24 protein-coding genes are annotated in these 24,266 nt (G+C 40.2%); 8 read left to right on the forward strand and 16 right to left on the reverse strand.

What is annotated here, in order from left to right; genetic code table 11:
• Window positions 1-53 precede the first annotated feature (53 nt).
• Window positions 54-1,004 (reverse strand): pyridoxal-phosphate dependent enzyme, encoded by a 951-nt coding sequence (locus J0A69_RS04950; protein ID WP_206585389.1) that lies wholly within the window; start codon window positions 1,002-1,004, stop codon window positions 54-56.
• A 253-nt stretch (window positions 1,005-1,257) separates the two neighbouring features.
• On the opposite strand from J0A69_RS04950, the gene J0A69_RS04955 reads away from it, so the two are divergent.
• Window positions 1,258-1,926, forward strand: a complete 669-nt coding sequence (locus J0A69_RS04955) for a peptidoglycan DD-metalloendopeptidase family protein (protein WP_206585390.1) — start codon at window positions 1,258-1,260, stop codon at window positions 1,924-1,926.
• Here J0A69_RS04955 and J0A69_RS04960 read toward each other — a convergent pair.
• Window positions 1,923-2,693: a type III pantothenate kinase gene (locus J0A69_RS04960; RefSeq protein WP_206585391.1), complete on the reverse strand. Its 771-nt coding sequence runs from the start codon at window positions 2,691-2,693 to the stop codon at window positions 1,923-1,925. The genes J0A69_RS04955 and J0A69_RS04960 overlap by 4 nt on opposite strands.
• A gap of 75 nt (window positions 2,694-2,768) precedes the next feature.
• On the opposite strand from J0A69_RS04960, the gene J0A69_RS04965 reads away from it, so the two are divergent.
• Window positions 2,769-3,245 carry a GNAT family N-acetyltransferase gene (locus tag J0A69_RS04965; RefSeq protein WP_206585392.1) on the forward strand — a complete coding sequence of 159 codons (477 nt, stop codon included), beginning with the start codon at window positions 2,769-2,771 and terminating at the stop codon, window positions 3,243-3,245.
• A gap of 68 nt (window positions 3,246-3,313) precedes the next feature.
• Here J0A69_RS04965 and guaB read toward each other — a convergent pair whose 3' ends face one another.
• The 4 genes from guaB to J0A69_RS04985 all read right to left on the reverse strand — a co-directional run bounded on the left by guaB (window position 3,314) and on the right by J0A69_RS04985 (window position 7,521).
• Window positions 3,314-4,792 (reverse strand): IMP dehydrogenase, encoded by a 1,479-nt coding sequence (guaB, locus tag J0A69_RS04970; RefSeq protein WP_206585393.1) that lies wholly within the window; start codon window positions 4,790-4,792, stop codon window positions 3,314-3,316.
• 135 nt (window positions 4,793-4,927) lie between these two features.
• The gene (locus tag J0A69_RS04975; protein ID WP_206585394.1) at window positions 4,928-5,380 is read right to left on the reverse strand and encodes an ABA4-like family protein; all 453 of its coding nucleotides are present in this window, start codon (window positions 5,378-5,380) and stop codon (window positions 4,928-4,930) included.
• Between the two features lie 66 nt (window positions 5,381-5,446).
• Window positions 5,447-6,634 carry an RsmB/NOP family class I SAM-dependent RNA methyltransferase gene (locus J0A69_RS04980; RefSeq protein WP_206585395.1) on the reverse strand — a complete coding sequence of 396 codons (1,188 nt, stop codon included), beginning with the start codon at window positions 6,632-6,634 and terminating at the stop codon, window positions 5,447-5,449.
• A 56-nt stretch (window positions 6,635-6,690) separates the two neighbouring features.
• The gene (locus J0A69_RS04985) at window positions 6,691-7,521 is read right to left on the reverse strand and encodes a hypothetical protein (RefSeq protein ID WP_206585396.1); all 831 of its coding nucleotides are present in this window, start codon (window positions 7,519-7,521) and stop codon (window positions 6,691-6,693) included.
• Between the two features lie 56 nt (window positions 7,522-7,577).
• Between J0A69_RS04985 and prmC the strand changes: the two genes are divergently transcribed.
• Window positions 7,578-8,417 carry a peptide chain release factor N(5)-glutamine methyltransferase gene (gene prmC, locus J0A69_RS04990; protein WP_206585397.1) on the forward strand — a complete coding sequence of 280 codons (840 nt, stop codon included), beginning with the start codon at window positions 7,578-7,580 and terminating at the stop codon, window positions 8,415-8,417.
• 3 nt (window positions 8,418-8,420) lie between these two features.
• Here prmC and J0A69_RS04995 read toward each other — a convergent pair whose 3' ends face one another.
• Together J0A69_RS04995 and J0A69_RS05000 are read right to left on the reverse strand one after the other, a co-directional pair.
• Complete coding sequence (locus tag J0A69_RS04995; RefSeq protein WP_206585398.1) at window positions 8,421-9,032, reverse strand: thiamine pyrophosphokinase; 612 nt, start codon at window positions 9,030-9,032, stop codon at window positions 8,421-8,423.
• Window positions 9,033-9,035: 3 nt separating this feature from the next.
• The gene (locus J0A69_RS05000; protein ID WP_206585399.1) at window positions 9,036-10,025 is read right to left on the reverse strand and encodes a dipeptidase; all 990 of its coding nucleotides are present in this window, start codon (window positions 10,023-10,025) and stop codon (window positions 9,036-9,038) included.
• Between the two features lie 119 nt (window positions 10,026-10,144).
• Between J0A69_RS05000 and J0A69_RS05005 the strand changes: the two genes are divergently transcribed.
• Genes J0A69_RS05005 through J0A69_RS05015 form a run of 3 tightly spaced genes read left to right on the forward strand, consistent with a single transcriptional unit; the run spans window position 10,145 to window position 13,369 of the window.
• Entirely contained in the window at window positions 10,145-10,657 is a 513-nt protein-coding gene (locus J0A69_RS05005) for a 3-hydroxyanthranilate 3,4-dioxygenase (RefSeq protein WP_206585400.1), read from the forward strand.
• Between the two features lie 48 nt (window positions 10,658-10,705).
• The gene (gene kynU, locus J0A69_RS05010) at window positions 10,706-11,992 is read left to right on the forward strand and encodes a kynureninase (protein ID WP_206585401.1); all 1,287 of its coding nucleotides are present in this window, start codon (window positions 10,706-10,708) and stop codon (window positions 11,990-11,992) included.
• A 24-nt stretch (window positions 11,993-12,016) separates the two neighbouring features.
• Complete coding sequence (locus J0A69_RS05015; protein ID WP_206585402.1) at window positions 12,017-13,369, forward strand: FAD-dependent oxidoreductase; 1,353 nt, start codon at window positions 12,017-12,019, stop codon at window positions 13,367-13,369.
• Window positions 13,370-13,381: 12 nt separating this feature from the next.
• Here J0A69_RS05015 and J0A69_RS05020 read toward each other — a convergent pair whose 3' ends face one another.
• The 6 genes from J0A69_RS05020 to tpiA all read right to left on the reverse strand — a co-directional run bounded on the left by J0A69_RS05020 (window position 13,382) and on the right by tpiA (window position 19,261).
• Entirely contained in the window at window positions 13,382-14,923 is a 1,542-nt protein-coding gene (locus tag J0A69_RS05020; RefSeq protein WP_206585403.1) for a GH3 auxin-responsive promoter family protein, read from the reverse strand.
• Window positions 14,923-15,660, reverse strand: a complete 738-nt coding sequence (gene lptB, locus J0A69_RS05025; RefSeq protein WP_206585404.1) for an LPS export ABC transporter ATP-binding protein — start codon at window positions 15,658-15,660, stop codon at window positions 14,923-14,925. Before lptB ends, J0A69_RS05020 begins: the two co-directional genes overlap by 1 nt.
• Window position 15,661: 1 nt before the next feature.
• The gene (gene recJ / locus J0A69_RS05030) at window positions 15,662-17,386 is read right to left on the reverse strand and encodes a single-stranded-DNA-specific exonuclease RecJ (RefSeq protein ID WP_206585405.1); all 1,725 of its coding nucleotides are present in this window, start codon (window positions 17,384-17,386) and stop codon (window positions 15,662-15,664) included.
• Window positions 17,387-17,468: 82 nt separating this feature from the next.
• Complete coding sequence (locus J0A69_RS05035) at window positions 17,469-17,663, reverse strand: hypothetical protein (protein ID WP_206585406.1); 195 nt, start codon at window positions 17,661-17,663, stop codon at window positions 17,469-17,471.
• 1 nt (window position 17,664) lies between these two features.
• The gene (gene prmA, locus J0A69_RS05040) at window positions 17,665-18,492 is read right to left on the reverse strand and encodes a 50S ribosomal protein L11 methyltransferase (RefSeq protein ID WP_206585407.1); all 828 of its coding nucleotides are present in this window, start codon (window positions 18,490-18,492) and stop codon (window positions 17,665-17,667) included.
• Between the two features lie 7 nt (window positions 18,493-18,499).
• On the reverse strand, window positions 18,500-19,261 hold the full coding sequence (gene tpiA / locus J0A69_RS05045) for a triose-phosphate isomerase (RefSeq protein ID WP_206585408.1): 762 nt from the start codon (window positions 19,259-19,261) through the stop codon (window positions 18,500-18,502).
• Between the two features lie 74 nt (window positions 19,262-19,335).
• Between tpiA and J0A69_RS05050 the strand changes: the two genes are divergently transcribed.
• Window positions 19,336-19,851 carry a regulatory protein RecX gene (locus tag J0A69_RS05050; RefSeq protein WP_206585409.1) on the forward strand — a complete coding sequence of 172 codons (516 nt, stop codon included), beginning with the start codon at window positions 19,336-19,338 and terminating at the stop codon, window positions 19,849-19,851.
• A gap of 126 nt (window positions 19,852-19,977) precedes the next feature.
• On the opposite strand, the gene crtD is transcribed toward J0A69_RS05050, so the two are convergent.
• Window positions 19,978-21,444, reverse strand: coding sequence for a 1-hydroxycarotenoid 3,4-desaturase CrtD (gene crtD / locus J0A69_RS05055; RefSeq protein WP_206585410.1), 1,467 nt, complete (start codon window positions 21,442-21,444; stop codon window positions 19,978-19,980).
• Between the two features lie 168 nt (window positions 21,445-21,612).
• On the opposite strand from crtD, the gene J0A69_RS05060 reads away from it, so the two are divergent.
• Entirely contained in the window at window positions 21,613-22,602 is a 990-nt protein-coding gene (locus J0A69_RS05060) for a hypothetical protein (protein ID WP_206585411.1), read from the forward strand.
• A gap of 63 nt (window positions 22,603-22,665) precedes the next feature.
• Here J0A69_RS05060 and J0A69_RS05065 read toward each other — a convergent pair whose 3' ends face one another.
• A complete protein-coding gene (locus tag J0A69_RS05065) occupies window positions 22,666-24,132 on the reverse strand; it encodes a glycine--tRNA ligase (RefSeq protein WP_206585412.1) in 1,467 nt (488 codons plus the stop codon).
• Window positions 24,133-24,266 lie beyond the last annotated feature (134 nt).

Below are 24,266 nucleotides of genomic sequence, written 5' to 3' on the forward strand. Positions count from 1 at the left end.
TTTCGCCTATGTTTCTATTTGGTTAAAATCCCTTTGCGTGCTCTGCGGTAAAATCAAAAAGGCAACTTACCCAAATCCACATTTCCACCGGAAAGGATAATCCCTACCTTTTTTCCTGCAAAGCGGTCTTGATTGGCTAATAAAGCAGCTAGAGGAACCGCACAGGAAGGCTCGATCACGATTTTCATCCGCTCATAAATCAAGCGCATAGCTTCGATAATCTGAGGATCAGTGGCCAAAAGAATATCTGAAACATAATTTTGAATCAGCTCGAAATTCAAAACACCTAAAGAAGTTAAAAGTCCATCAGCAATGGTATTAGGGCCTGATTGTGGGATTATTTTACCAGCCTGAAATGATTGAAAAGCATCATCTGCACCAGCCGGCTCTCCAGCAATTACTTCAGTATTGGGAGAAAGGTAATGCGTTGTCAAAGCCGTGCCTCCCAGCAATCCTCCGCCTCCTACAGGAGCCATAATAATGTCTAAATTGGCTTGGTCCTCGATCAGTTCCAAAGCACAGGTAGCCTGTCCTTCGATCACATCCATAAAATCATAAGGAGGTATAAATGTTGCTCCAGTTTTTGCAACCACTGCCTCCAAAGTTGTTTCTCTTGCTTTAAGGTTTGGTTCGCATTCGATGATTTCCCCGCCGTATCCTTTTACTGCCTTTTTCTTAATCTCGGGCGCGTTGGATGGCATCACGATATAAGATGGTATACCCGCTACACTTGCGGCTCTAGCCAAAGCTGCTGCATGATTTCCTGAGCTATGAGTTGCCACTCCCTTTGCTTTCTGTTCTTCGGTTAATTTCATCACAGCATTGGCAGCACCACGGGCTTTGAAAGCACCTACTTTCTGGAAGTTTTCGCATTTAAAGAAAATCCCACAACCGGCAATTTCATTGATGGCAGTGGAGGAAAGAATCGGAGTGCGATGAATAAAAGGCTGAATTCGGGCATGTGCTGCTTTGATTTCAGCAAGAGAAGGAAAGGTATGGCTCATGGCATGAAATTAGGGAATTGAGGAGATTTTTTGAATTATTTTTTTTGTCAGAAAGTGAATCGAATATTGATGTCAGTCCGAGCGGAGTCGAGGACAATTAAATTTTCTTGTTTGAACAAGGCTTCGACTCCGCTCAGCCTGACGCCTTAGTTAAATTTAATCAATCGACTAAAAAACAAAACCCATTAACAGCTCCACTCAAATTGTTTTCAGGTACAATTCAAACAATACCACGGAGTTTTTATCTTCAGGCATGAATTGGAATGCCCTACAATTTTTCCCTGTCATGGGAGAAGCTTTAACAGAAAATAATACTTTGAAATTGGATTTTAGTCCAGCTAATTCGGAATTGGATTTGATCGACTTAGGAAATACGGAGGAATTCAATTCCTATGTTTTTGGGCAGCTTTCTGGCCAAAACAAGAAATATGGAATTGGAGGCTATTTTGAGCATCGAGCGATTTACAGAAGATCGGAGGTTTTTGCCACGCAGGAGTCTGACTTTCGGAATATCCATTTAGGAGTAGATATTTGGGCTGAGGCAGGGAAATCGGTTTTTGCTCCTATGGATGGGATAATTCATTCTTTTCAGGATAATGCAGGATTTGGAAATTACGGCCCCACGATTATCCTGGAGCATTACATTGATGGCCAAAAACTCTATTCCCTCTATGGTCATTTGTTTTTAAGCGATCTGGAAAAGCTTAAAGTAGGTCAAGAAATGAAAGCAGGTGACTTACTTTGCCATATCGGACCATTTCCCGAAAACGGTGATTGGCCGCCGCATTTGCATTTTCAATTGATGCTGGATATGCTAGGAAACGTGGGGGATTTTCCTGGTGTTTGTTCCCAACGGGAAATAGAAAAATATAAAGCTATTTGTCCGGATCCGAATCTGATCCTAGTCTGTCCTTTGATCTAGGTATTTGCTTTGGTGATCAAACGTAAACCCTCCAAAGTCAAATTTCTGTCAATTTCATCAAAAACCTCTGCCAAAGGAGTGAGTACAGATGACAATCCTCCTGTTGCGACTACTTTATAGTTTTCTTGGGTTTCCTGCTCAATTGTTTCGATCATGCCTTTGACCAATCCGGTATAGCCATAAAGAATTCCGGCTTGTATCGCATGGATGGTGTTTTGTCCCAATGCAGATTCAGGCATTTTTAACTCCACATTTGGAAGTTTGGAGGTGTTTTGAAACAAAGAGTTAATGGCTGTTCTCAAGCCCGGCACAATATTCACCCCTTTGATTTTACCTTTTTGATCTACCACAGTAAAAGTCAGAGCCGTTCCAAAATCCACTACAATCACGGGTTTTTGGTATTTGGAATAGGCTGCCATCACATTACACATCAAGTCGGAGCCGATTTCACTGGGTCTTAAGGAAGTGATAGGAAGGTTTTGATAGCTCTCCGGCTGAATCAAATAAGGATTTGTTCCGAAGTAGTTTTGACAAAATTCTACAATTGTCCCATTCACTTCCGGAACTACTGAGCTAAACCCAATTTCGGAGATTGCAGCAGGTGAGATTCCATGTTCCAAAAAATAAAGCGGTACCTTCTTACTCAGCTGGGAATTGAGCTTTGGGCCTTTTGTTTCTACACGGAATTGATTGGTCCATTTTTTCTCTTTCTGATCAAAAAGGGCAAAAACTACATTACTATTCCCCGCATCTATTGCTAAAAACATTGTTTCTTTGATTTCATTAAATTTAGCTTTTCAAAAAAGGAAATTCCAAATAATAACCTCCTAATCAAAATAGAAATGTATTCATTACGAGAAGGGACAATAGATGACCTCCCAAGAGTTTTAGAATTGATAGAAGAACTGGCATTGTATGAAAAAGCGCCTGAGCAGGTGACCAATACCCTAGAAATGATGAAAGAAGATGGCTTTGGTCCCAATCCAGTCTATGCCATGTTTGTCTGCGAAAAAGACGAAACCAAGGAAATTATCGGGATTTCAGTCTATTATTATCGCTATAGCACTTGGAAAGGAAAGAGACTTTATCTCGAAGATTTGGTAGTCACCCAGTCAGAAAGAGGAAAAGGTGCCGGAAAATTATTGTTGGAGCGAACCATGGCCAAGTCATTGGAAGATGGCTGTACTGGCATGATGTGGCAGGTATTGGACTGGAATGAACCGGCAATTAATTTTTATAAAAAATATGGGGCAAGTATAGAAGGTGGTTGGTATAATGTCCATATCCAGGACTACGAAATCAAAGAAATTCTAAAGTAGTACCAAGTTTAAGAACAAAAAAAAATCCGGCTCAATGGCCGGATTTTTACTTTTATGGGGATTTGTTATTATCCTTTCACGCTATAATTAGGAGCTTCTCTGGTGACGCTCACATCGTGTGGATGCGATTCTTTCACACCAGCAGCAGTGATTTTTACGAATTTTCCGTTTTTCTGCAAATCTTCGATGGTCTGAGTACCACAGTATCCCATACCTGCCTGAAGTCCACCCACTAATTGATAAAGCACTTCTGAAACCAATCCTTTGTAAGGAACTCTTCCTACGATACCTTCTGGAACCAATTTCTTGATATTGTCTTCAGCATCTTGGAAATAACGGTCTTTCGAACCGGATTCCATGGCTTCTAATGAACCCATACCTCTGTAAGACTTGAATTTTCTTCCTTCGAAAATGATCATCTCACCTGGAGCTTCTTCTGTTCCTGCCAAAAGAGATCCGATCATGATTGAGCTACCGCCTGCTGCAATTGCTTTTACCAAATCTCCAGAATAACGGATACCGCCATCTGCAATAACTGGTACTCCACGATCTTTCAATGCTTCAGCACATTCGAATACTGCGGATAACTGAGGTACACCAACTCCGGCAATAATTCTTGTGGTACAGATTGAACCAGGTCCTACACCCACTTTCACCGCATCTGCCCCTGCATCTGCCAAAGCAATAGCTGCTTCTGGCGTTGCAATGTTTCCGACGATTACTTCCAAATCAGGAAATGCGTCTTTGATTTTTCTACAGGTATCGATTACTCCTTTGGAATGACCATGTGCCGTATCGATGGAAACGACATCTACTCCTGCATTTTTCAGGGCTTCTACTCGCTCCACAATATCTGCTGTAACACCAACTGCCGCACCCACTCTCAAACGACCGTACTCATCTTTACAAGCATGAGGCTTATCTTTTCTCTTCAGGATATCCTTGTAAGTGATCAAACCTGTCAGCTTATTATCCTCGTCTACAATCGGAAGTTTTTCGATTTTATATTCCTGAAGGATTTCTTCAGCTTGTTCCAAAGAAACTCCGGACTTGGCAGTGATCAGGTTTTCAATCGTCATGATCTCTCTTATCGGACGATTTTGGTCTTTGATGAAGCGAAGGTCACGATTGGTGATGATTCCTTTCAAAGTTCTATTTTCATCGACTACAGGGATACCTCCAATGTGGTATTCACGCATGATGGTTTCCGCATCCCTTACTTTCGCGTCAATATGCAGCGTGATCGGGTCAAGGATCATTCCTGCCTGAGAACGCTTCACTTTACGAACTTGAGCAGCTTGCTGCTCAATCGACATATTTTTGTGAATAAATCCCAATCCTCCTTCCAGAGCAATAGCAATAGCCAATTCAGCTTCAGTAACCGTGTCCATAGCAGCGGAAACCAAAGGAATGTTTAACCTGATTTTCTTAGTGAGTTGGGTGGAGGTATTCGTGTCGCGTGGTAGGACTTCTGAATAACCTGGGACAAGAAGCACGTCGTCGTAGGTGAGTGCTTCGTAAAGGAACTTGTCTGAGTTTCGATTCATGGCAAATATTGGTTGTAGGTAACCCTATTTGCCCGTCAAAATTACAAACAAAATCCTTTACGAAACTAATCCTTGGCAAAATTAATATTGAAACAAGGCATAAAAATTCAGGAAAAGGAAAGAAACTTTTAAAAATTAAGAAATCAAACGATTAGAAAAGGGTTCTTGAATCAGTTTTTTGGAATGAATCATCCGAATCAAAATGTAAAGCAAAAGTCCAGTTGGCCCTGCCATAAAGGTCAAAACCAAACATGGAAGCAGGATCCATCTATTAATTCCCATTTGGTCGGCATTATGGGATATCCACATCCCAACAAATAAATCAAAAGTCAGGTAGTGAATCCAGCCTGCTAATAAAGCTTCGTCGCTTGAAAATAGTAATTTGACATTTGCCAAAGTATCAAAGCCTCCACCAGTTTCTGCACCCATACCGATCACAATAAAGTACAGGTAGGTGAAACTCATAATCAGAAAAATAATGCTGAATAGCAGTTTATATACCCAGCGCTTTTGGTCGAGTACAAAAAGAAAAATCCAGCATGAGAATGCTATAGAATTCGCAATCGTAAAAATCAATTCTAACTTCATTACTTTAAAAATTAAGCAATGAAGTTAGAAATAACTTTTTGATTTTGAGCTAAATAAGATTTAAAACTATTTTTTAAGCAGTCTTGCGATGTAAAAACCATCAAAGCCACTTTCATGGGAAAGAACCTTCTGGTCCTCGATCAATTCGAAGTCTTTTCCTGCTTCAGAATTCAAAAACTTCTGTACCTGTTCCTGGTTTTCTGAAGGCAAAATACTACAAGTAGCATAGACCATTTGTCCACCTGATTTCAGCATAGAAGGGTAGCTTTGAAGGATTTCCTGTTGGGTTTGTCGGACCTTTTCGATGGATTCCAGACTTAATTTCCACTTGGTGTCAGGGTTTCTTTTCAAAACTCCCAAACCAGAGCAAGGTACATCCAAAAGTAATCTATCAGCAGATTCTTTAAGGCGTTTGATTGTCTTGGAACCCTCGATTACTTTTCTCTCGATGATAGAAACTCCATCTCTTCGAGCTCTGAGTTTGGTTTGTTGTAGTTTCCATTCTTCCACATCCATAGAAAGAATTTTCCCTTTATTTTCCATCAAAGCTGCCAAATGAAGGGATTTTCCTCCGGCTCCGGCACAGGCATCGATCACACGCATACCTGGTTCAACTGCCAAAGATTCGGCCACAAGCTGTGAAGAGCCATCCTGAACTTCAAACAAACCTTCTTTGAAAGCAGGATGTCTGAAAACATTTTGGCGCTCATCGAGAATCAATGCGTCTTTGTAACCTTTGATGATATGAGTGGAAATGTTGGACTCAGCCAACATATTTTTGAGTCTCTCCCGGGTGGTTTTTAAAGTATTCACTCTTAAAACCACGTCTGCTTCCTGATTCAAGCTGTGGATTTCAGCTTCCCATTTATCTCCAAGTTCTTTTCTGCCGAGCTCTTCCAACCAATCAGGAATAGATTCGATCAAGGCAGGATCTTCCAGCTTATCGTATTTGCCTTTCAGTTTTTCTGGCTGAATTTTCTCGAATTCTTCCCATGGCGGCAAGCTATGTCCCTGCATCAACCAATAAGTACCGAAGAGATCATACGGATTATTTGAAGGACTTAAATAATTGATCAATCTCCACCAGCGCACCATTTCATAGGTAGTTTCTGCGATAAAAGAACGATCCCTTGCTCCCCATTTCGGGTTAGATTTTAGGGTTCTTTCGATCACTTTATCAGCATACTGACCTTCTTCGAAAATAGCTGCAAGTGCGGTATGCACTCCGCGGATGGTATTGTTGTGTAGTTTCATGAGAGAGAAATTCTCCACAAAGGTAGGTTTTCTTTCTGTTCTCTCAGAATCGGATTTTAAAATGGGCTAAAGATCAGACCAAAACGGATTCCTTCTCTGGCTACTGCTGATCCGATGTCGTAATGGTTTCCAAAATATTGGGTGGTGGAAGCGTAGAAAGGGTCATAAACATAATCTACAGTTTCATATGTTTCTCTCTGGTCCTTTAAGATCTGTTTTTTGTACTCCAATAAATTTGCACGGGCTTCTATCGCAAGCCAAGATTTGATCTGATAAGCGAAAGCAAGATCTAATCCCACCTTCCAATTGGTTTCCGACATTGGGATTTCATATCTCGAGTAAGCAATGCTCAAACAATTGGCGCAATAGAAACTACTATAGCCGGGGTAAGGATAATAATAGTTTGTGAAATCAGGAGTTATTAAGACATTCCCATCCTTACCGGATTCTTTCATGCCGTAAAGAGTGAAGTTTAGGGAGGTCTTTTTCCCTACAGGAATGTGTTTTTTCAAAAAAAGACCGAATCCGCTTAGGTCATTTTTTAAAGAAGCTTCTTGGGAACTAAATCTGTAACCAATAACCGGGTAATAGTTTTCCTCATTTTCTTCCCCATAAATTGGGAAACTAACTTGAACTGGACTTGCCTCTGTTTGATAAGAACTAAAATTGGAGATAATACCCAGAGACCAGTTTTTTTCAAGGTTTAAGCCAATCATGGGACGAATACTTCCTAGCATATTTCGCTCCACTGCGAGTGGACTGGAAGGGTGGATAGCACGTTGCCAATATGTACCATCAAAGCCAAACCAGAATTTAGAATCAGATGTCTGGGCTTGTGCTGCCAAAGTAAAAAGCAGGCCGAAAATCAGGAATAGAATTTTTTTCATACGGAAAGAATTGGGATTGCTACCTTTACGCTGAAATAAGGCGATTCGCTACAGCTATGAGCAACTATAACGAACTGGTAAAAAACTGGGCAGCAGAGCTGACCATCTACTCTCCTGAAGAGGCAAATAATCTGGTAAACTGGCTTTTAGAATACCATTTGGGTCTTCGGAAAACGGATATGATGAATTCTTTGAAAGAGGATGATTTGTCTGAATCCTTGTTTGAAGATTTTGAGCGGCTTAAGACCGGTGAACCTGTTCAATATATTATCGGTAAAGCTCCCTTTTATGGGAGAGATTTTTTTGTCAATGAATCTGTGCTGATTCCAAGGAATGAAACTGAGGAATTGGTGCATATGATCATCAAGCAAAATCCAACTCCTGGTATGAAGATTCTGGATATTGGAACAGGCTCAGGATGTATCCCGATCAGCTTAGCGCTAGAAATGAAAGATGCAGAGGTCTATTCAGTGGATGTTTCAGAAGACGCTTTGGAAGTTGCAGGTGAAAATGCGGATCATCTAGAGGCAGAGGTTACTTTTTTCCACATGGACATTTTGAAAGAAACCCCGAATGTGCCTCAGCTGGATATTTTGGTTAGTAATCCACCTTATGTTCCGGAAGCGGAATGGGTAGATTTGCATGCCAATGTCCGGGATTTTGAGCCTGGATTAGCTTTGTTTGTGCCAGATCACGATCCATTGTTGTTTTATCGGGTGATTGCTGAGAAAGCCTTGAAATTGGTCAAACCAGGAGGTAAACTCTATTATGAAATCCATAATAATTTTGGACCTCAGACTGTCGAGTTATTGGCAGGATTAGGTTATTTAGAGATTGACCTTGTAAAGGATCTGAACAATAAAGACAGAATGGTTTCTGCCAAGCTTCCTGGTTAAGATTTATCTGATTTTCTCTCCAATCCAGAAAATAGAAGAGGAATTGATTTCAGTGATTCCTTCAGGAACTTCTAGGAATGTAGTATAGGAAATCGGTAAAATCAGCTTTCCGTTTTCATTGTCTATTTCTATTGGAAGACCTTCTTTTGCATGGATGTGGATTTCTGATTCTGAAAACCATTTTCTGAATTTACCTGACTTTACCGGATAATATTTCCAGTCTCCATCGATAATAGTCAGATCCATGAATTCGGTTTTAGATTCCAGTTCCAAAGCTTTTAGATGTGGAATGCCGATCAAATGAGCTGCAAAATGTTTGCTTGCAACCAGATATTGCAAACCTTCCTCTAGGGCGGTGTCAAGTGTTGCTGTCAGGAATTTGACTGGATATTGCTCTTCTAAAAGATGCTTGTTTTCCTCTTGAAATGTATCTGAAGCCAGAATTACATCGATTTTAATTCCCCAGCTTAATACACGATCTAAAGAATTTTCAGCTACCAAAACTGTCGGAACCCATTCTAAAAGCGAAGAAATCTGATCAAACTGAATCTGACTCGCATCTAAAATAAAGACTGCTGGCTCCTGTTGTTCTTTGACAAAATGGTGTGAGGACATTTCTTAGCTCCAAAGTTTTTTGTAAAAATTCACTGCATTCCCACAGGCGAGATTGCTTAGCTGCTTTTCATCTAATTCAGTTTCCAAATGATCCAGAAGGAAGGGGTATTTGCCGGAATTCTCCGCTAAAGGAAAATAGAATGGAATTCTAGAAGGATCGCCAAAGTTTTTGGTGTAAAAGAAGTCTGCCCCAAAGCACATCGCATTTTCCCCGCCAAGATGGAATCCATGCAGTAAGTGCTCAAACAAACGTTCGGGTACCTCTGTATCCAAAAATGCTCTTAGAAAATTCACCCCAATGATACCTTCCCGATGGATGATTTCCTTTGCGAATTCATTGGTAAGATTTCTTCGATGATTCCAGATTTCTCTGAAATTAGAGTGACTCGCGATCACTGGTACATCCAGATTATTACTGTCAATATGATTCAAAATTCCTTCGGCCAAAAGGTCTGAAGTATGTGATAAATCAATTGGGATTTTCTTTCCAGACATATAGTCCAAAATCTCTTTCCCATCGTCTTTTAAACCGATTCCATCAGTATAATTTCCTCCTCCAAAGCGATTTTCGGTATGATGGGTAAGACTGATGTAGGCCAGTTTCTTAGTCTTTTTTAAGATACGGTCAAACTGTTGCAAGATTTCCGGCATCGCAGCCTGCTCATTTCCAAGGCCTGCTGCATTTTCTATAGAGGCAATAATTCCAACCTTGTTTTGCTTTTTCCAACTAGCTAAAAAATCTTCATCCACAAAAGCCAAGTCACCGCTGTGTTCGCTCAATAATTCTTCAAACAAATCGGCTTGTTTCAAAGCCAAATTCATGGAATCTGGATTGACATCTGTGTAAATAGCCATTACCTGCATCCTGACCCCTCCTGTTTTCAGAAAAGGGACGGCACAAGCTATATCATCTTTTGAATAGGGATTCGCTGCGGGAACTTTGGCAAGGTAGGAAAGCATGTCGCAGTGAAGGTCGACTACTGGTAGGCGCATGTTTTTGGGCTTTGGAACAAAGTAAACCAAAAAAGCACATGATTTTTAATACTTTTAAGCCTGATATTTGTTACATACTTTGAAAGGCAAATTTCATTTTTAACCGAAATAAAAAGCTAATGGCAATTGCAAAACCCTTCAATTTTAAAAAGTGGATTGACGAAAATAGACATCTGCTAAAACCACCTGTTGGAAACAAACAGGTTTATGTTGAAAACGAGGATTTTATCATCATGGTAGTGGGTGGGCCGAACTCTAGAAAGGATTACCATTACAATGAAGGGGAGGAGTTTTTCTACCAAATCGAAGGAGGAATTAACTTGAAAATCATAGAGGATGGCAAGCCAAAAGATATCCATATCGAAGAGGGAGAAATTTTCCTTTTACCTCCTCGCGTACCTCATTCACCAAGAAGACCTGCCAATACCATTGGTTTGGTTATCGAGCGCTATAGAAAAGCTGGGGAGAAAGATGGCTTTATCTGGCATTGTGAAAACTGTGGTGAAAAGCTTTATGAAGAATATGCGGATGTCACAGATATCGTCAATCAGCTGCCTCCAATCATGGAGCGATTCTGGTCAAACCCTGAAAATACAACTTGCAAAAACTGCGGTACAGTGATGGAGAAATAGGTTTGACCTGTTTCTCTTTCTTCTTTTAAAATTCGAGTTCCAAAAAATATGACCCAAATCAACTATCAATTCACAGAGGACTTCGCAAGACAAATGGATGCGGAAGACCCTTTGAGATCATTTAGAGATAAGTTCCTTTTTCCTCAGGTAAATGGTCAAGAAGCAATCTATTTCTGTGGAAATTCTCTTGGCTTGCAGCCAAAATCTGTCAGATCGTACCTTCATAAGGAATTAGAAAACTGGGCAAACCTTGGGGTTGACGGACATTTTCATGGAGAGGATGCCTGGTATCACATTCGACAAAAATCAAAGCCGGCTTTGGCAGATATTGTAGGAGCTCATACGCATGAAGTGGTGGCTATGAATAACCTGAGCTCGAATCTTCATTTTTTGATGGTTTCTTTTTATCGACCTACCAAAGAGCGTTTTAAAATTATTGTGGAGGCTGGTGCTTTTCCATCGGATATGTACATGCTGGAAACCCAGGTTAAATTCCACGGATTGAATCCTGATGAGGTGATTGTGGAATTAAAGCCAAGAGAAGGTGAGCATCTATTAAGAACAGAAGATATCATAGCTGAAATCGAGCGACAAGGTGAATCCTTAGCTTTGGTCAATATGGCAGGTTTGCAATATTATTCAGGTCAGTTGTTCGATATGCAGGCAATCACTGCAGCAGCCCATGCAGTGGGTGCTTATGCTGGGTTTGATTTGGCTCATGCCGTAGGGAATGCGCCTTTGAAATTGCATGAATGGGAAGTGGATTTTGCTACCTGGTGTAGTTACAAATACATGAACTCAGGACCAGGAAATATCTCCGGGATTTTTGTTCATGAGCGATTTGCAGATAGACCTGATCTGCCCCGTTTTGGGGGATGGTGGGGACATGATGAGGCTCAAAGATTTTTGATGGAGAAGGGATTTGTTCCCATGCATGGAGCGGATGGATGGCAAGTCTCCAATACAAATGTATTGGCTTTGGCAGCACATCAGGCCTCTCTGGATATTTTTGAGGAGGCCGGAATGGATAGATTAAGATCTAAAAGCGAGCTTCTGACCGGATATTTAGAATATCTTATTGAGCAAATCAGCGGTAAATCAGGCATTTTGGAAATTATTACCCCAAAAAATCCTCAGGAGAGAGGTTGTCAACTATCTTTGCACATTCATCGCGGAGGCAAGGCGGTCTTCGATGAATGGTATAGTCAAGGAGTGGTGGGCGATTGGAGAAATCCTAATGTAATTCGATTGGCGCCTACTCCGCTGTATAACAGTTTCTTGGATGTTTTCAGATTTGGTCTGATTTTGGAACAAAGTCTGAAGAAATTCGCTTAAAGAGCTGGGATAAAACTTATCCGAATGAAGAAAAATGAAATAACCGTTCTTGGTGCCGGCCTAATCGGTTCCTTGATGGCAATATATCTTAAGCGCCAAGGTTTGGATGTCACCGTTTATGACAAAAGACCCGACAAACGCAAAACTCCCTATTTCGAAGGCGGTAGATCCATCAATATGGCCTTGAGTCATAGAGGTTGGAAAAGTCTGGAAGAAGTAGGGTTAAAAGATAAGGTGCTTCCTCTCGCGATTCCTATGTACGGTAGGAAAATACATGACGAGCATGGAGGAACCTCTTTCATTCCTTATGGCAAAAAAGGTCAAGCGATCTATTCCATTTCACGCGGAAAATTCAATCAACTTTTAGCTGAGGAAGCAGAAAACCTTGGAGCTGAATTTAAATTTGAGCACAAGTGTCTGGAAGTCGATTTCAAAAATCAAGAGATAACTTTTCAGACTCCATCAGGAGAAATGAAGCTTGAGGCTCCGGTTATTGTTGGAGCTGATGGAGCTTATTCTGCTCTTCGCTTGTCAATGCAAAAGCAGATTCGCTTTAACTACAAGCAAGAATATATTTCCCATGGTTACAAAGAATTGACCATCCCGGCAACTGCTGAAGGTGAATTTGCCATGGATCCCAATGCTTTGCATATCTGGCCAAGAGGAAAGTTTATGCTGATTGCATTGCCAAACCCTGATAAATCTTTTACCTGCACGCTTTTCCTTCCTTTTGAAGGCACTAAAGTTTGCTTTGAAAAGATTTTGGATAAGACTGATTTGATCAGTGTATTCAAAAACTACTTTGACGATGCGTATCAATTGATGCCGGATTTGGTTGATGAGTTTTTCAGAAACCCAACTTCCGCTTTGATCAATGTAGATTGCTATCCTTGGGTACAGGGCAAGAGCTTGCTGATTGGAGATGCATCCCATGCAATGGTACCTTTTTATGGTCAAGGGATGAATTGCGGATTTGAGGACTGTAGTATCCTGAATGGCTTGATTGACAAATTGGGTACGAACACATGGGATTTGGTATTTGAGAAATTCCAAAAGAACAGAAAGCGTGATACGGATGCAGTTTGTCAGTTGGCAATGGAGAATTTTGTCGAAATGCGGGATTCAGTCGCTGATCCAAAATTCTTATTGAGAAAAAAAATCGAAGCCAAGCTTCACGAATTATATCCAAACGATTGGATTCCACTTTATACAATGGTTACGTTTTCTGATATCAGTTATTCTGAAGCTTATGCCCAGGGCAAATTGCAGGAAGCAATTATGGATCGAGTGATGGCTGACCCATTGATTACAGAAAATTGGGACAAGCTTGATTACGAAGAAATTATATTCCAAATGGAAACAGCAAAAGCGGTCTAATGACCGCTTTTTTTATTTGATGTTTTCAGCCTGACTATTATTGAGGCTTAATATTTCGTCTAAATATTCCCTGCTATTGGATAAGCGTGGAATCTTATGTTGACCGCCTAGTTTTCCTTTTTTTCCTAACCAAAGCTCAAAAAGTCCTGAAGAAGCCTGGTGCACAATCGGAGCGACTAAGGCGAGATCTTTGTAGCGTTTTGCGTCGTAATCGGAGTTGATTTCCCGTAAATGCTGATCCAACAATCGATTAAATTCCTCTTGATCTGAGGGAGGTGTATGGTATTCTATGAGCCATTCATGCGCTCCTTTTGCTCCGGTAGTATCGAAATAAACCGGGGCAGCAGTGAAGTTAGCAATGGTTGCATGAGTATGCTCAGCAGCAAACTGGATAGCTTTTTCAGCATTTTCTACAATTACTTCCTCACCGAATGCATTGATGAAATGCTTGGTCCTTCCGGAGATTTTGAAGCGATAAGGTTTAATGGAAGTAAACTTGATCGTATCTCCAATTTTGTATCTCCAAAGTCCGCCATTGGTGCTGATAACCATGGCGTAATTCTTACCTATTTCTACACCAGCCAATGGAACAACATGAGGATTTTCTTTTTCCCATTCTTCCATTGGGATAAACTCATAAAAGATCCCATAATCCAAGAGTAGCAAAAGCTCCTCTGAATTCGGCTGATCCTGAATCCCAAAAAATCCTTCTGAGGCATTGTAGGTTTCCACATACCTCATTTTATCTGAAGGGATCAATTCTTTAAACAAACTTCTGTATGGGCCAAAAGCCACAGCTCCATGGAAGAAAACCTCAAGATTTGGCCAGACCTCCAGAATATTTTTTGCCTTCTTTAATTCAAGAATTCTCTGAATCAGTACTACGGTCCAGGTCGGCACTCCAGCGATGCAGGTTACATCCTCGTTCATGGTCTCTCTGGCCATCTTCTCGATTTTGGACTCCCATTCGCTCATCAATGCAGTCTCTAGAGATGGAGTCCGGACGAATTGTGCCCAAATCGGCAAGTTTTGCATGATCACAGCAGAAATGTCTCCAGCTCTTGCAGTTCCCTGAGGGTTTAAAGGATTTTTCTCCAAGGTTCCACCAATTGTCAGACTCTTTCCAGCAAATAATCGTGAATTTGGATAATTGGCTATGTAAAGAGAAACCATGTCTTTTCCACCGCTGTAGTGGCAGTTTTCAAGACTTTCATTGGTGACAGGAATGTATTTGCTTCGGGATGAAGTAGTGCCTGAGGACTTTGCAAACCATTCGATTTCAGTATTCCAGAGAACGTATTGAGTTCCTCTCATGGTTTTGTCTATGTAAGGTTTTATCCCTTCGTAGTCCAAAATCGGCACTTGTCTAGCAAAATCATCGTAATTTTTTATGGATTTGAAATTAAATTCCCTTCCAAACTCTGTTTCCCTTCCCGCTTCAAGCAACTCAAAAAAAGTAGTGTCTTGAACCTGAATAGGGTTCTTTTTAAAGTTTTCTATCTGACCTATTCGATTCTTAAAAATCCAGGTCATAAAGGAATTCAATACCTCCATTAATTAAAAATTTTGCGTTTCAGCTCAAATTGACTTCCCAAATAAACCTTTCTTACCTGTTCGTCGGCAGCAAGTTCTTCAGCAGTTCCAGCCTTCAAAAGTTTGCCTTCAAACATTAAATAAGCCCGGTCTGTAATTGAAAGCGTTTCATTTACATTGTGATCGGTAATCAAAATACCGATGTTTTTATTTTTGAGCTTTGCCACAATAGTCTGGATTTCCTCTACAGCAATCGGATCAACGCCAGCAAAAGGTTCATCCAATAAAACGAATTTTGGATCCACTGCGAGGGCTCTGGCAATTTCAGTTCTTCTTCTTTCGCCGCCAGAAAGAACCATTCCCAGATTTTTTCTGACATGAGTTAAACTAAATTCTTCAAGGAGACTTTCTACTTTTTCTTTCCGCTCTTGCTTAGGCATTTTGGTCATTTCCAAAACCGCCATGATGTTTTCTTCCACGGAAAGTTTCCTGAAAACTGAGGCTTCTTGTGCCAAATAACCAATTCCCAGTTTCGCTCTTTTGTACATGGGGAGACTGGTGATGTTTTCATCTTCTAAAAATATTTCCCCTTCATTTGGCTGAACCAAGCCTACAATCATGTAAAAAGAAGTGGTTTTTCCGGCACCATTTGGACCTAATAAACCTACGATTTCACCTTGTTTTACTTCAACAGAAATATCATTCACCACACGGCGACCTTTATAAATTTTGACTAGGTTGTCGGCTTTTAGAATCATATCAGTCAAATTTGATGTCTTTCACATAGAGTTGCAAACTCGATTTGTCGCGGAAGAAATTTTCTCTCATTTCCGCCACGATGTCAAATCTCATTTTGCCTTGGAGCATTTTTACGATCGTATGATCAGGATCTTTCGCCCGATCTGCCAATCCAAAACCCAAGCAAACGGGTTTTGTCACTTGCCCGTCTTGCACTATGTTGAAGCGCAAATGTTTGTCTTTTAAAATAATCACATTTTCGGCATAGGCCTGGGAAATCCTCAAAATCGGTTCGGTATTTCCAGGCCCAAAAGGAGCCATTTGCTTCAAGATATTATAAAACTTGTAATTTATTTGATCTAGAAGCAATTCATCATCAATTTCTATCACAGGCTTGCGGTGTGCTTCCTCAATCCGGCTTTTGACCACTTTCTCAAACATCGCCTGAAAATCTGTGACATTTTCGACAGGCAAAGTCAATCCAGCAGCATATTTATGTCCCCCAAACTGGTCCAGAAGATCAGCGCATTCCGCTATGGCTTCGTAGATGTCAAAATCCACTACAGATCTGGCGCTACCTGTAGCTTTGCCATTAGATTCGGTAAGGATGATGGTGGGTCTATAATATTTTTCAATACAACGGCTGGCTACGATTCCAATTACACCTTTGTGCCAGTCTTCCTTAAAAAGAACAGTTGAATTCCAGGAATTCGATTCTTCACGCTCGGCAATCATTTCGAAAGCCTCTTTCGTGATATTTTCATCGAAATTCCGACGGGTCGTATTGACCTCATCCACCAATTTGGCTCGCTCGATGGCTAAGTCTAAATCAGTTGATATTAACAGTTCCACGGAAGCTTTGGCATGTTCCAATCTACCTGAAGCGTTGATTCTAGGGCCGATTTTAAAGACGATGTCTGAAATGCCAATCTCTTTTTCGATTTTGGCACTAAGCATCAATGCTTTTAATCCGGGTCTTGGGGTATTATTGATCCGATCTAGACCATAGTAGGCCAAAATCCTGTTTTCCCCGGTAATTGGGACGATATCCGCCGCAATACTTACCACCAAAAGGTCCAAATAAGAATATAGTGCAGACTCATCAATTCCTTTTCTTTTTGCTAAAGCCTGAATCAACTTAAAGCCTACTCCTGCTCCACTGAGCTCTTTGTAAGGATAATCACAGTCATTTCTTTTGGCATCAAGAACTGCTACTGCCTGAGGTAATTCATCTCCTGGGGTGTGATGGTCGCAAATGATAAAATCAACACCAAGCTCTTTTGCGAGGGCAACTTTCTCAATGGCTTTGATTCCGCAGTCCAAAGCAATGACCAATTTGTAGTCGTTTTCAGCTGCAAAACGAACGCCTTTATCAGAAATGCCATAGCCCTCTTTGTAACGGTCTGGAATGTAAAAATCTACCTGATCATAAAAGGTCTGAAGGAAGCTATACACCAAAGCAACCGCTGTGGTGCCATCCACATCGTAATCCCCATAAACCAAGATTTTTTCTTCATTTGCTATGGCTTCTTCAATTCGATCTATTGCAGCGGTCATATCCTTCATTAAAAAAGGATCATGAAGTTGGCTGAGACTTGGGCGGAAGTAATTTTTTGCAGTTTCAAAGCTTTCTACACCTCGGTTGATGAGCATGTTTGCCAAAATAGGATTGACATTGATCTCCTTTCCGAGTTGCTCGATGAGTTGTGATGATGCTCTAGGTGTCTGCCTCCAAACGTACTCCATGGGTTGCTATCTGGGTTTCAAATTAGAAAAGTATATCCTCCTTAATCTCCAAAAGTGGTCAAAAAGTTCTACAAAAGCAGGATTAAGACTGAGCTTTTCCTTTTTTGTATTGAAACCAAAAATAACCCGGAAATAGAAGTGCTTTCAATTTCCAGTCATTTTTTTCATGAAAACTGAGGGTTGAATCCTGATGAACAGTACGATACATTTTGCCAGCCAATAAGCAATGTCCTATCAGCAAAGCAAAAATCACCGCATAGATAATCAGTTCTGTCATGTTAATCTTTTTGTAAAATAAGGGCTGCCCAATTGTCTTTACTATGCATTTGAATTAATGATAGCCCAAGTGGTTTTGCACAAGCTGTCAAATCGTCTACATCTTCTGTATAAAATCCGCTTAGCAACAAATGACCATTGGGAGCCAATAAGTCTGAATAGATACTCATTTCATCCAAAAGTACATTCTTATTGATGTTGGCTAGGATGATTTCATATGGTCCCTGAGGATTTACATCTCGGATAGTTCCAATGTCCATTCGAGTAGATAAGCCATTGAGGTCGAAATTTTCATTTCCATTCTCAACACACCATTCGTCGATGTCAAAAGCTTCCACTTCTTTGGCTCCACATAAATGTGCCATGATAGCCAAAATTCCTGTTCCTGACCCAACATCCAGCACTCTTTTGCCTTGATGATCGATTGCGCCTTGATGCTTCAACATCTGGAAAGTAGTGGCATGGTGACCCGTTCCAAATGACATTTTGGGATTGATGACTATTTCGTGCTTAAATCCAGCGGCAGGTTGATGGAAGGATGCCCGCACATAAACCAAATCTTCTACGGCAATGGGATCATAGTTTTTTTCCCATTCTTCATTCCAATTGACTTTGGGCATTTTGCCTTCTTGCAAAGAAACCTGAGCTGGAAGCCTGTATTTTTCAAGTAATTGATCAAAGGCTTCCCGATCAAAATCAGGTTCCGGAGCATAGGCATCAATTCCTTCATCTGTTTCCAAGAAGGAATCAAAGCCTATTTCCGCAAGTTCGGCAATAAGGATTTCCCGGAATTCCTCCAGGCATGTGATTTTAAATTCCAGGTAATCCATATTGAATTTAGAAGGATTTAATAATGTCCATGAAATCTCTTGATTTCAAAGATGCTCCACCGATCAAACCACCATCTACGTCAGGCTTAGAGAAAATTTCCTGTGCGTTTTTCGGGTTACAACTACCTCCGTAAAGGATGGAAGTATTAGCAGCGATATCTTTTCCGTATTTGCTGGAAATGTGTCTTCTGAGTGCCAAATGCATTTCTTGTGCTTCATCAGCAGAAGCAGTCTTTCCTGTGCCAATAGCCCAGATTGGCTCGTATGCGATTACAATTTTGCTGAAATCCTCTGGGCTAAGGTCAAATAAGCTTTGTGTTAATTGGAATTTAACGTTTGGTTCGTGTGTACCAGCAGTTCTGATGTCTAATGATTCACCGCAGCAAAAAATAGGTTTCAGGCCATTTGCCAACGCCTCTTTTACTTTAATTGCCAAGAGATCATTGTCTTCATTGAAGTATTCTCTTCTTTCACTATGTCCGATGATGACATATTCTACTCCGAAAGAAGCTAAGATTTTAGCAGAAACCTCACCTGTATAGGCTCCGGCTTCTTTATCAGAGCAGTTTTGCGCCCCAATTGAAATTCCTTCTACATCACCAATAAGTTTTTTTACCGGGAAAATATGTGGAAATGGAGGGTTAAGAATCGCAATGACATCTTTTACATTTTCATCTTTATACATGTTGACAATTTCAGAGGTCAATTTCTGACCCTCATCAAAAGTCATGTTCATTTTCCAGTTTCCGGCAACGATTTTCTTACGCATGTTCGTGGGTTGTTTTAAGTGATTCGGTTTGAAAGAATATAATTCAAGGGTAATTTGTGTTAAAATTAAAGAAAATGTCCGTGTGGCGAAAAAATAACACAGATCCCTCCGTAAAAAAGTCCTGGACATTGGAAGAAGCCAAGGAAAAACTTTCGACTTTTTGTGCTTATCAGGAGCGATGTGAATGGGAAACCCGGCGAAAACTTTATGAAAAGGGAATCAAAGATTCCAATGCAGATGAGTTGATTCAATATTTGATCGATGAAAAATTTATTGACGAGGAGCGATTTGCTAGATCTTTTGCACGAGGGAAATTCAATTTGAAAAAATGGGGAAGAAACCGGATTTCAATGGAATTGAAGATGCGTCAGATCAATCCTGAAAATATCCGAAAAGGACTTTCTGAAATAGATCCAGTAGCTTATTATGATATGCTTCAGAATCATGTAGAAAAGCAATGGGAACGAATCAAAGAACCTGAACTCTACAAAAAGAAATTTAAGGTGACTCAATACCTGCTTTCGAAAGGTTTTGAGCAGGATTTGATTAAGGAAGCAATTGAGGAATTATTAAATGATCAGTCTCAGTAAACATTTTTCAGTAAGCTTTAATTAGCTGATTTGCCTTAGTCTAAGAATGTTTTTTGATTTATTCCTTCCTTGCTAATAAGTAAAACTGCCAACGTTGTCACTGCGCCTGAGACCGCAAACTGGCCACTATTCTTCTATCATTTTACTCATGATCTTAGCGGAAAGCAAGCAAAGTGGGATGCCACCTCCTGGATGAACAGATCCACCACAGAAATATAGATTTTTAATAGAGGAAGAATAGTTAGCATGGCGAAGGAATGCCGCAAACTTATTATTGGAAGAGTTTCCGTAAAGAGCACCCTGGGCAGAAGAGGTTTTAATCTCAATTTTTCTTGGATCCAGTATTTCTTCCACTTCAATTAACGGTTCCACATCCGTTTTCAAAATCCGATTGAGTTTATGGATTATATTTTTCTTTGCCTCGGCTATCAATTTATCCCAGTCTTGGCCTTGGTTATTAGGGACATTGATCATGGTAAACCAATTCATGCAGTCAGCAGGAGCATCATCTGGTTTATAGACTGAGGTGATGTTTATATAAACAGTTGGATCATGATAGATGCTGCCCTTTTTGAAAATGTGGTCAAACTCTTCCAGGTAATTATCAGAGAAAAATATGTTGTGTAAGTCAAGCTCTGGGAACTTTCGCTTGATACCCCAATAAAAAATCAAAGCGGAACTTGATTTTGGTTGGTTAAGAAGAAGTTTCGGTTGTTTTTGCTTTCTGAGAATGGATTTGTAAGCATTCACCATATCCATGTTGTTGATAACCAAATCTGCATGGATATGCTCATTTCTTACTTTGATACCGATTGCCTTCTTATTTTCTACCAAGACTTCCTCCACCTTTTGGTCAAAATGATAGGTTACACCAAGGTCTTTTGAGAGTTGGAATAAGCTTTGGGTAATGGCATGCATTCCTTTTTTAGGAAAATAAGCACCAATATTAAACTCAAGATGCGGAATGATATTCAGCGTCGCTGGAGTTTCATAAGGGTTGGATCCGTTATATGTGGCATACCTATTAAAAAGCTGAACCAATTTAGGATTATCAAAAAGCTTTTCATTCGCCTCGTTCATGGTTGAGAAAATTCCCAGCTTCCCCATTTTCAAATACGATTTCAGTGCATCGGGATTAGTCCAGGTCTGAATCTGATGCAAGGAGCGATGCATAAAAAGCGGAGCCAAATGCTCATAAATGAAAGCTGATTGACGAAGTGACTCTGAAATATGGGAACCAGGCTCGCCTAATTTTCTTTCGACTTCATCAGCAAACTTATCTACTTCAGCAAAAGCATTTATCCTGGTTCCATCCTCCCAAAAATAATTGCAGGCTACTGGGAGCTTTATATACTCGAAGAATTCTTTGGGGTTTTTACCTGCTAAAAGAAATAACTCCTCCACTTGTTCTGGAAGAGTAAACAGCGAAGGGCCAGCATCAAATCGGTATCCTTTGATTTCTATTTCTGAGAGTTTTCCTCCCGGAAAGGGGTTGGCTTCAAAAACCTCGACCTCATAACCCTTAACTGCTAATCGGATGGAAGCTGAAATCCCGGCAATTCCAGAACCTATGATGACTGCTTTTTTACTCATAATCGAAGGGAAAGATACAAAAATTAGAAACTCATTTATTTAGGAATGTTCTTTTGACTAAAAAGAGGAGCTAATTGAAATATTTTTAGTCAAATTTGATGAACGGCTTTTTTTTGTATATAAAAAACATTTATCTTTCAACATAATTTAAAAACCCATTACACGTATATGAAAATTTTTACTACAAAAATGTTGGGGTTAGTAATCTCGGCATTGCTCTTGGGAGCTTGTAGCCAAATGGCTACCTATGAAAATGAAGATCTGACCAATGGATTGGAAAAAGCAGATCAGCCGGGATTCAAATTGAGTCCTTTTGGTTCGAAAGGATTTGAGAATGCAGTTCTATCTGATTGTAATGATTGTATTACTGAGCCTCAAATAGCAACAGGAATAATTTCAAAAACAACTGGACAGGGAACAACTAATTATGGCGAGTATTCAGTTTATAATACTCCAGATAAAATTGTTTTAACTTTTAATATGTTCGGTACTGTAGGAGCTGATTTTATGTCGGTTGAAATCAATGGTTCAATCTATACTTGGAGTAAAGATTTGGCAAAAGATCCTGCATTTACGAATGTCACTACGGCAGTAAACGGTAAAATATTAAGTTTTGAAATCGAACAAATGTTAGATGTTAAGACTGCTTGTACTGAATATGAAATTGAAGTTTCTTATGAAGGAGGGCCAGGAGGGTCTTTATCTAGTAGCTCTTCTTATGCTATTTATGAATATTGCTCTGAAGAGTGTGATGAGGAGTCTTTCTCATATGTAGCAACAGTAGCTGGAACCGATATGGTTAACGTAATTTTCACTTATGATGCTGCTGAAGCACTAGAAGATGCCGTAGTGAAGTTCACTTTCCCACAAATTCAAGACGCAAGTGTTGATGGTATTTATACCGGACCTGACGGTAAGAAATATTCGGTGAATAATAATGGAAATAATACTGTCTTTACTTGGGTAGGTGATATTGGTTGTACAAATTTAACTGGTGAAACTTTTGAATTTGAAGTTACGGCAGATTGTAATTCCAGTGATAAAGCTCAAATATGGACAAGTGCTTCTGTTAATGATATTGTTGTGAAAAATGAGGACACTCCAAATATTCGTTTCTACTGTTCAACCCAGGAAATTGAAGAGACTAATGAAGATTAATATGAAATAAACAAAAAAACCTCTGAGAGTGATCTCAGAGGTTTTTTTATGCCTTTTCGTTTTTTATAACTTCTCGAAAACCCTTCTAAAGCTTGTTGCTTCAGCGATTCTTCCATGAAGCTCAGAGATAGGAACTCGCTCTTGCTCGGTAGTATCACGATAACGTATCGTTACCGTGTTGTCTTCTAAAGTCTGATGATCCACTGCAATACAGAATGGTGTGCCAATCAAATCCTGACGAGCATATCGTTTACCGATAGAAGCAGCATCCTCATAGATGATATTGAAATCGTATTTCAACAATTCCACAATCTCTTTTCCTTTTTCAGGCAGACCATCCTTTTTAGTGATTGGAAGTACTGCAGCTTTAACTGGTGCAATGGAAGGGTGTAGCTTTAAATAAGTCCTGCTTTTTTCTTCTGTATTTTCTTCAGTATAGGCATTGCAAAGCGTCAATAAGAACAAACGATCCGCACCGATAGAAGTCTCGATCACATAAGGGATGTAATTCTGATTTACCTCTGGATCAAAGTATTGCTGTTTCTTTTTGGAATATTCCTGGTGTGATTTCAAATCAAAATCAGTTCTGGAATGGATTCCTTCTACTTCTTTAAATCCAAATGGGAATTCATACTCGATATCCATGGCGGCATTGGCATAATGAGCCAATTTCTCATGGTCATGCTTTCTTAGCTTTTCAGCAGGAGTTCCTAAAGCCAAATGCCATTTCATACGGGTTTCTGCCCATACCTTGTACCATTCCAGCTCTGTGCCAGGGCGAACGAAGAATTGCATCTCCATCTGTTCAAATTCACGCATACGGAATATAAACTGACGGGCAACAATCTCATTTCTGAAAGCTTTTCCGATTTGGGCAATTCCAAAAGGAACTTTCATTCTGGCAGTTTTCTGAACATTGAGAAAATTGACAAAAATCCCCTGAGCTGTCTCTGGTCTCAAATAAATCGTGGAAGCATCCTCGGCTACAGATCCAACCTGTGTTGAGAACATCAAATTAAACTGACGCACGTCTGTCCAATTGGAAGTTCCAGAGATCGGACATTTGATGCCTTCATTGATGATCAAATCGCGAACACCAGCCAAGTCTTCTGCTTCCAATAAGCGGGCAAGAGCTCCAGTTAAGGAATTTGCTTTTTCAATATCACCGGCTCTCTCAAAAGTAGCAGCATGCTCTTCAACCAACACATCGGCTCGATAACGCTTTTTGGAATCTTTGTTATCGATCATCGGATCGTTGAAACTATCCACGTGTCCGGAAGCTTTCCAAGTAGTAGGATGCATAAAAATCGCTGCATCAATCCCGACAATATTTTCCTGGACTCTGGTCATGGTTTCCCACCAAAGTCTCTTAAGGTTATTTTTTAATTCCACTCCATACGCTCCATAATCGTAAACAGCCTGAAGACCATCATAGATTTCGGAACTAGGATACACAAAGCCATACTCTTTGGCATGGGAAATAATATCTTTCAATTGGGCGTTTTCCGCCGGAGTTGCTGTTTTTGCCATGGCGGCAAAATTAAAGAAACAAATTGATATCTGGGGATCATAAAAAGTCTTTAATCGCTAAAAACGCGGGAATATCTTTCTCTAAAAAAGAAAAGGCCAAATTTCGATAACGAAAAATGGCCTTTACGCTGGGT

The sequence above is a fragment of the Algoriphagus pacificus genome (assembly GCF_017254845.1).
Taxonomy (GTDB): Bacteria; Bacteroidota; Bacteroidia; order Cytophagales; family Cyclobacteriaceae; genus Algoriphagus; species Algoriphagus pacificus.

Bases quoted from the DNA above. Each gene is read 5' to 3' on its own strand.
- J0A69_RS04975 (WP_206585394.1), bottom strand. From the start codon at position 5,380: ATGAAGTTAGAATTGATTTTTACGATTGCGAATTCTATAGCATTCTCA.
- J0A69_RS04985 (WP_206585396.1), bottom strand. From the start codon at position 7,521: ATGAAAAAAATTCTATTCCTGATTTTCGGCCTGCTTTTTACTTTGGCA.
- J0A69_RS05035 (WP_206585406.1), bottom strand. From the start codon at position 17,663: ATGACAGAACTGATTATCTATGCGGTGATTTTTGCTTTGCTGATAGGA.
- J0A69_RS04950 (WP_206585389.1), bottom strand. From the start codon at position 1,004: ATGAGCCATACCTTTCCTTCTCTTGCTGAAATCAAAGCAGCACATGCC.
- J0A69_RS05015 (WP_206585402.1), top strand. From the start codon at position 12,017: ATGAAGAAAAATGAAATAACCGTTCTTGGTGCCGGCCTAATCGGTTCC.
- J0A69_RS04980 (WP_206585395.1), bottom strand. From the start codon at position 6,634: ATGAAACTACACAACAATACCATCCGCGGAGTGCATACCGCACTTGCA.
- prmA (WP_206585407.1), bottom strand. From the start codon at position 18,492: ATGGATTACCTGGAATTTAAAATCACATGCCTGGAGGAATTCCGGGAA.
- J0A69_RS05000 (WP_206585399.1), bottom strand. From the start codon at position 10,025: ATGCGCCTACCAGTAGTCGACCTTCACTGCGACATGCTTTCCTACCTT.
- lptB (WP_206585404.1), bottom strand. From the start codon at position 15,660: ATGATTCTAAAAGCCGACAACCTAGTCAAAATTTATAAAGGTCGCCGT.
- guaB (WP_206585393.1), bottom strand. From the start codon at position 4,792: ATGAATCGAAACTCAGACAAGTTCCTTTACGAAGCACTCACCTACGAC.
- J0A69_RS05060 (WP_206585411.1), top strand. From the start codon at position 21,613: ATGAAAATTTTTACTACAAAAATGTTGGGGTTAGTAATCTCGGCATTG.
- J0A69_RS05020 (WP_206585403.1), bottom strand. From the start codon at position 14,923: ATGGAGGTATTGAATTCCTTTATGACCTGGATTTTTAAGAATCGAATA.
- J0A69_RS04995 (WP_206585398.1), bottom strand. From the start codon at position 9,032: ATGTCCTCACACCATTTTGTCAAAGAACAACAGGAGCCAGCAGTCTTT.
- J0A69_RS04965 (WP_206585392.1), top strand. From the start codon at position 2,769: ATGTATTCATTACGAGAAGGGACAATAGATGACCTCCCAAGAGTTTTA.
- recJ (WP_206585405.1), bottom strand. From the start codon at position 17,386: ATGGAGTACGTTTGGAGGCAGACACCTAGAGCATCATCACAACTCATC.
- prmC (WP_206585397.1), top strand. From the start codon at position 7,578: ATGAGCAACTATAACGAACTGGTAAAAAACTGGGCAGCAGAGCTGACC.
- J0A69_RS04955 (WP_206585390.1), top strand. From the start codon at position 1,258: ATGAATTGGAATGCCCTACAATTTTTCCCTGTCATGGGAGAAGCTTTA.
- tpiA (WP_206585408.1), bottom strand. From the start codon at position 19,261: ATGCGTAAGAAAATCGTTGCCGGAAACTGGAAAATGAACATGACTTTT.
- J0A69_RS05005 (WP_206585400.1), top strand. From the start codon at position 10,145: ATGGCAATTGCAAAACCCTTCAATTTTAAAAAGTGGATTGACGAAAAT.
- crtD (WP_206585410.1), bottom strand. From the start codon at position 21,444: ATGAGTAAAAAAGCAGTCATCATAGGTTCTGGAATTGCCGGGATTTCA.
- J0A69_RS04960 (WP_206585391.1), bottom strand. From the start codon at position 2,693: ATGTTTTTAGCAATAGATGCGGGGAATAGTAATGTAGTTTTTGCCCTT.
- J0A69_RS05065 (WP_206585412.1), bottom strand. From the start codon at position 24,132: ATGGCAAAAACAGCAACTCCGGCGGAAAACGCCCAATTGAAAGATATT.
- J0A69_RS05050 (WP_206585409.1), top strand. From the start codon at position 19,336: ATGTCCGTGTGGCGAAAAAATAACACAGATCCCTCCGTAAAAAAGTCC.
- kynU (WP_206585401.1), top strand. From the start codon at position 10,706: ATGACCCAAATCAACTATCAATTCACAGAGGACTTCGCAAGACAAATG.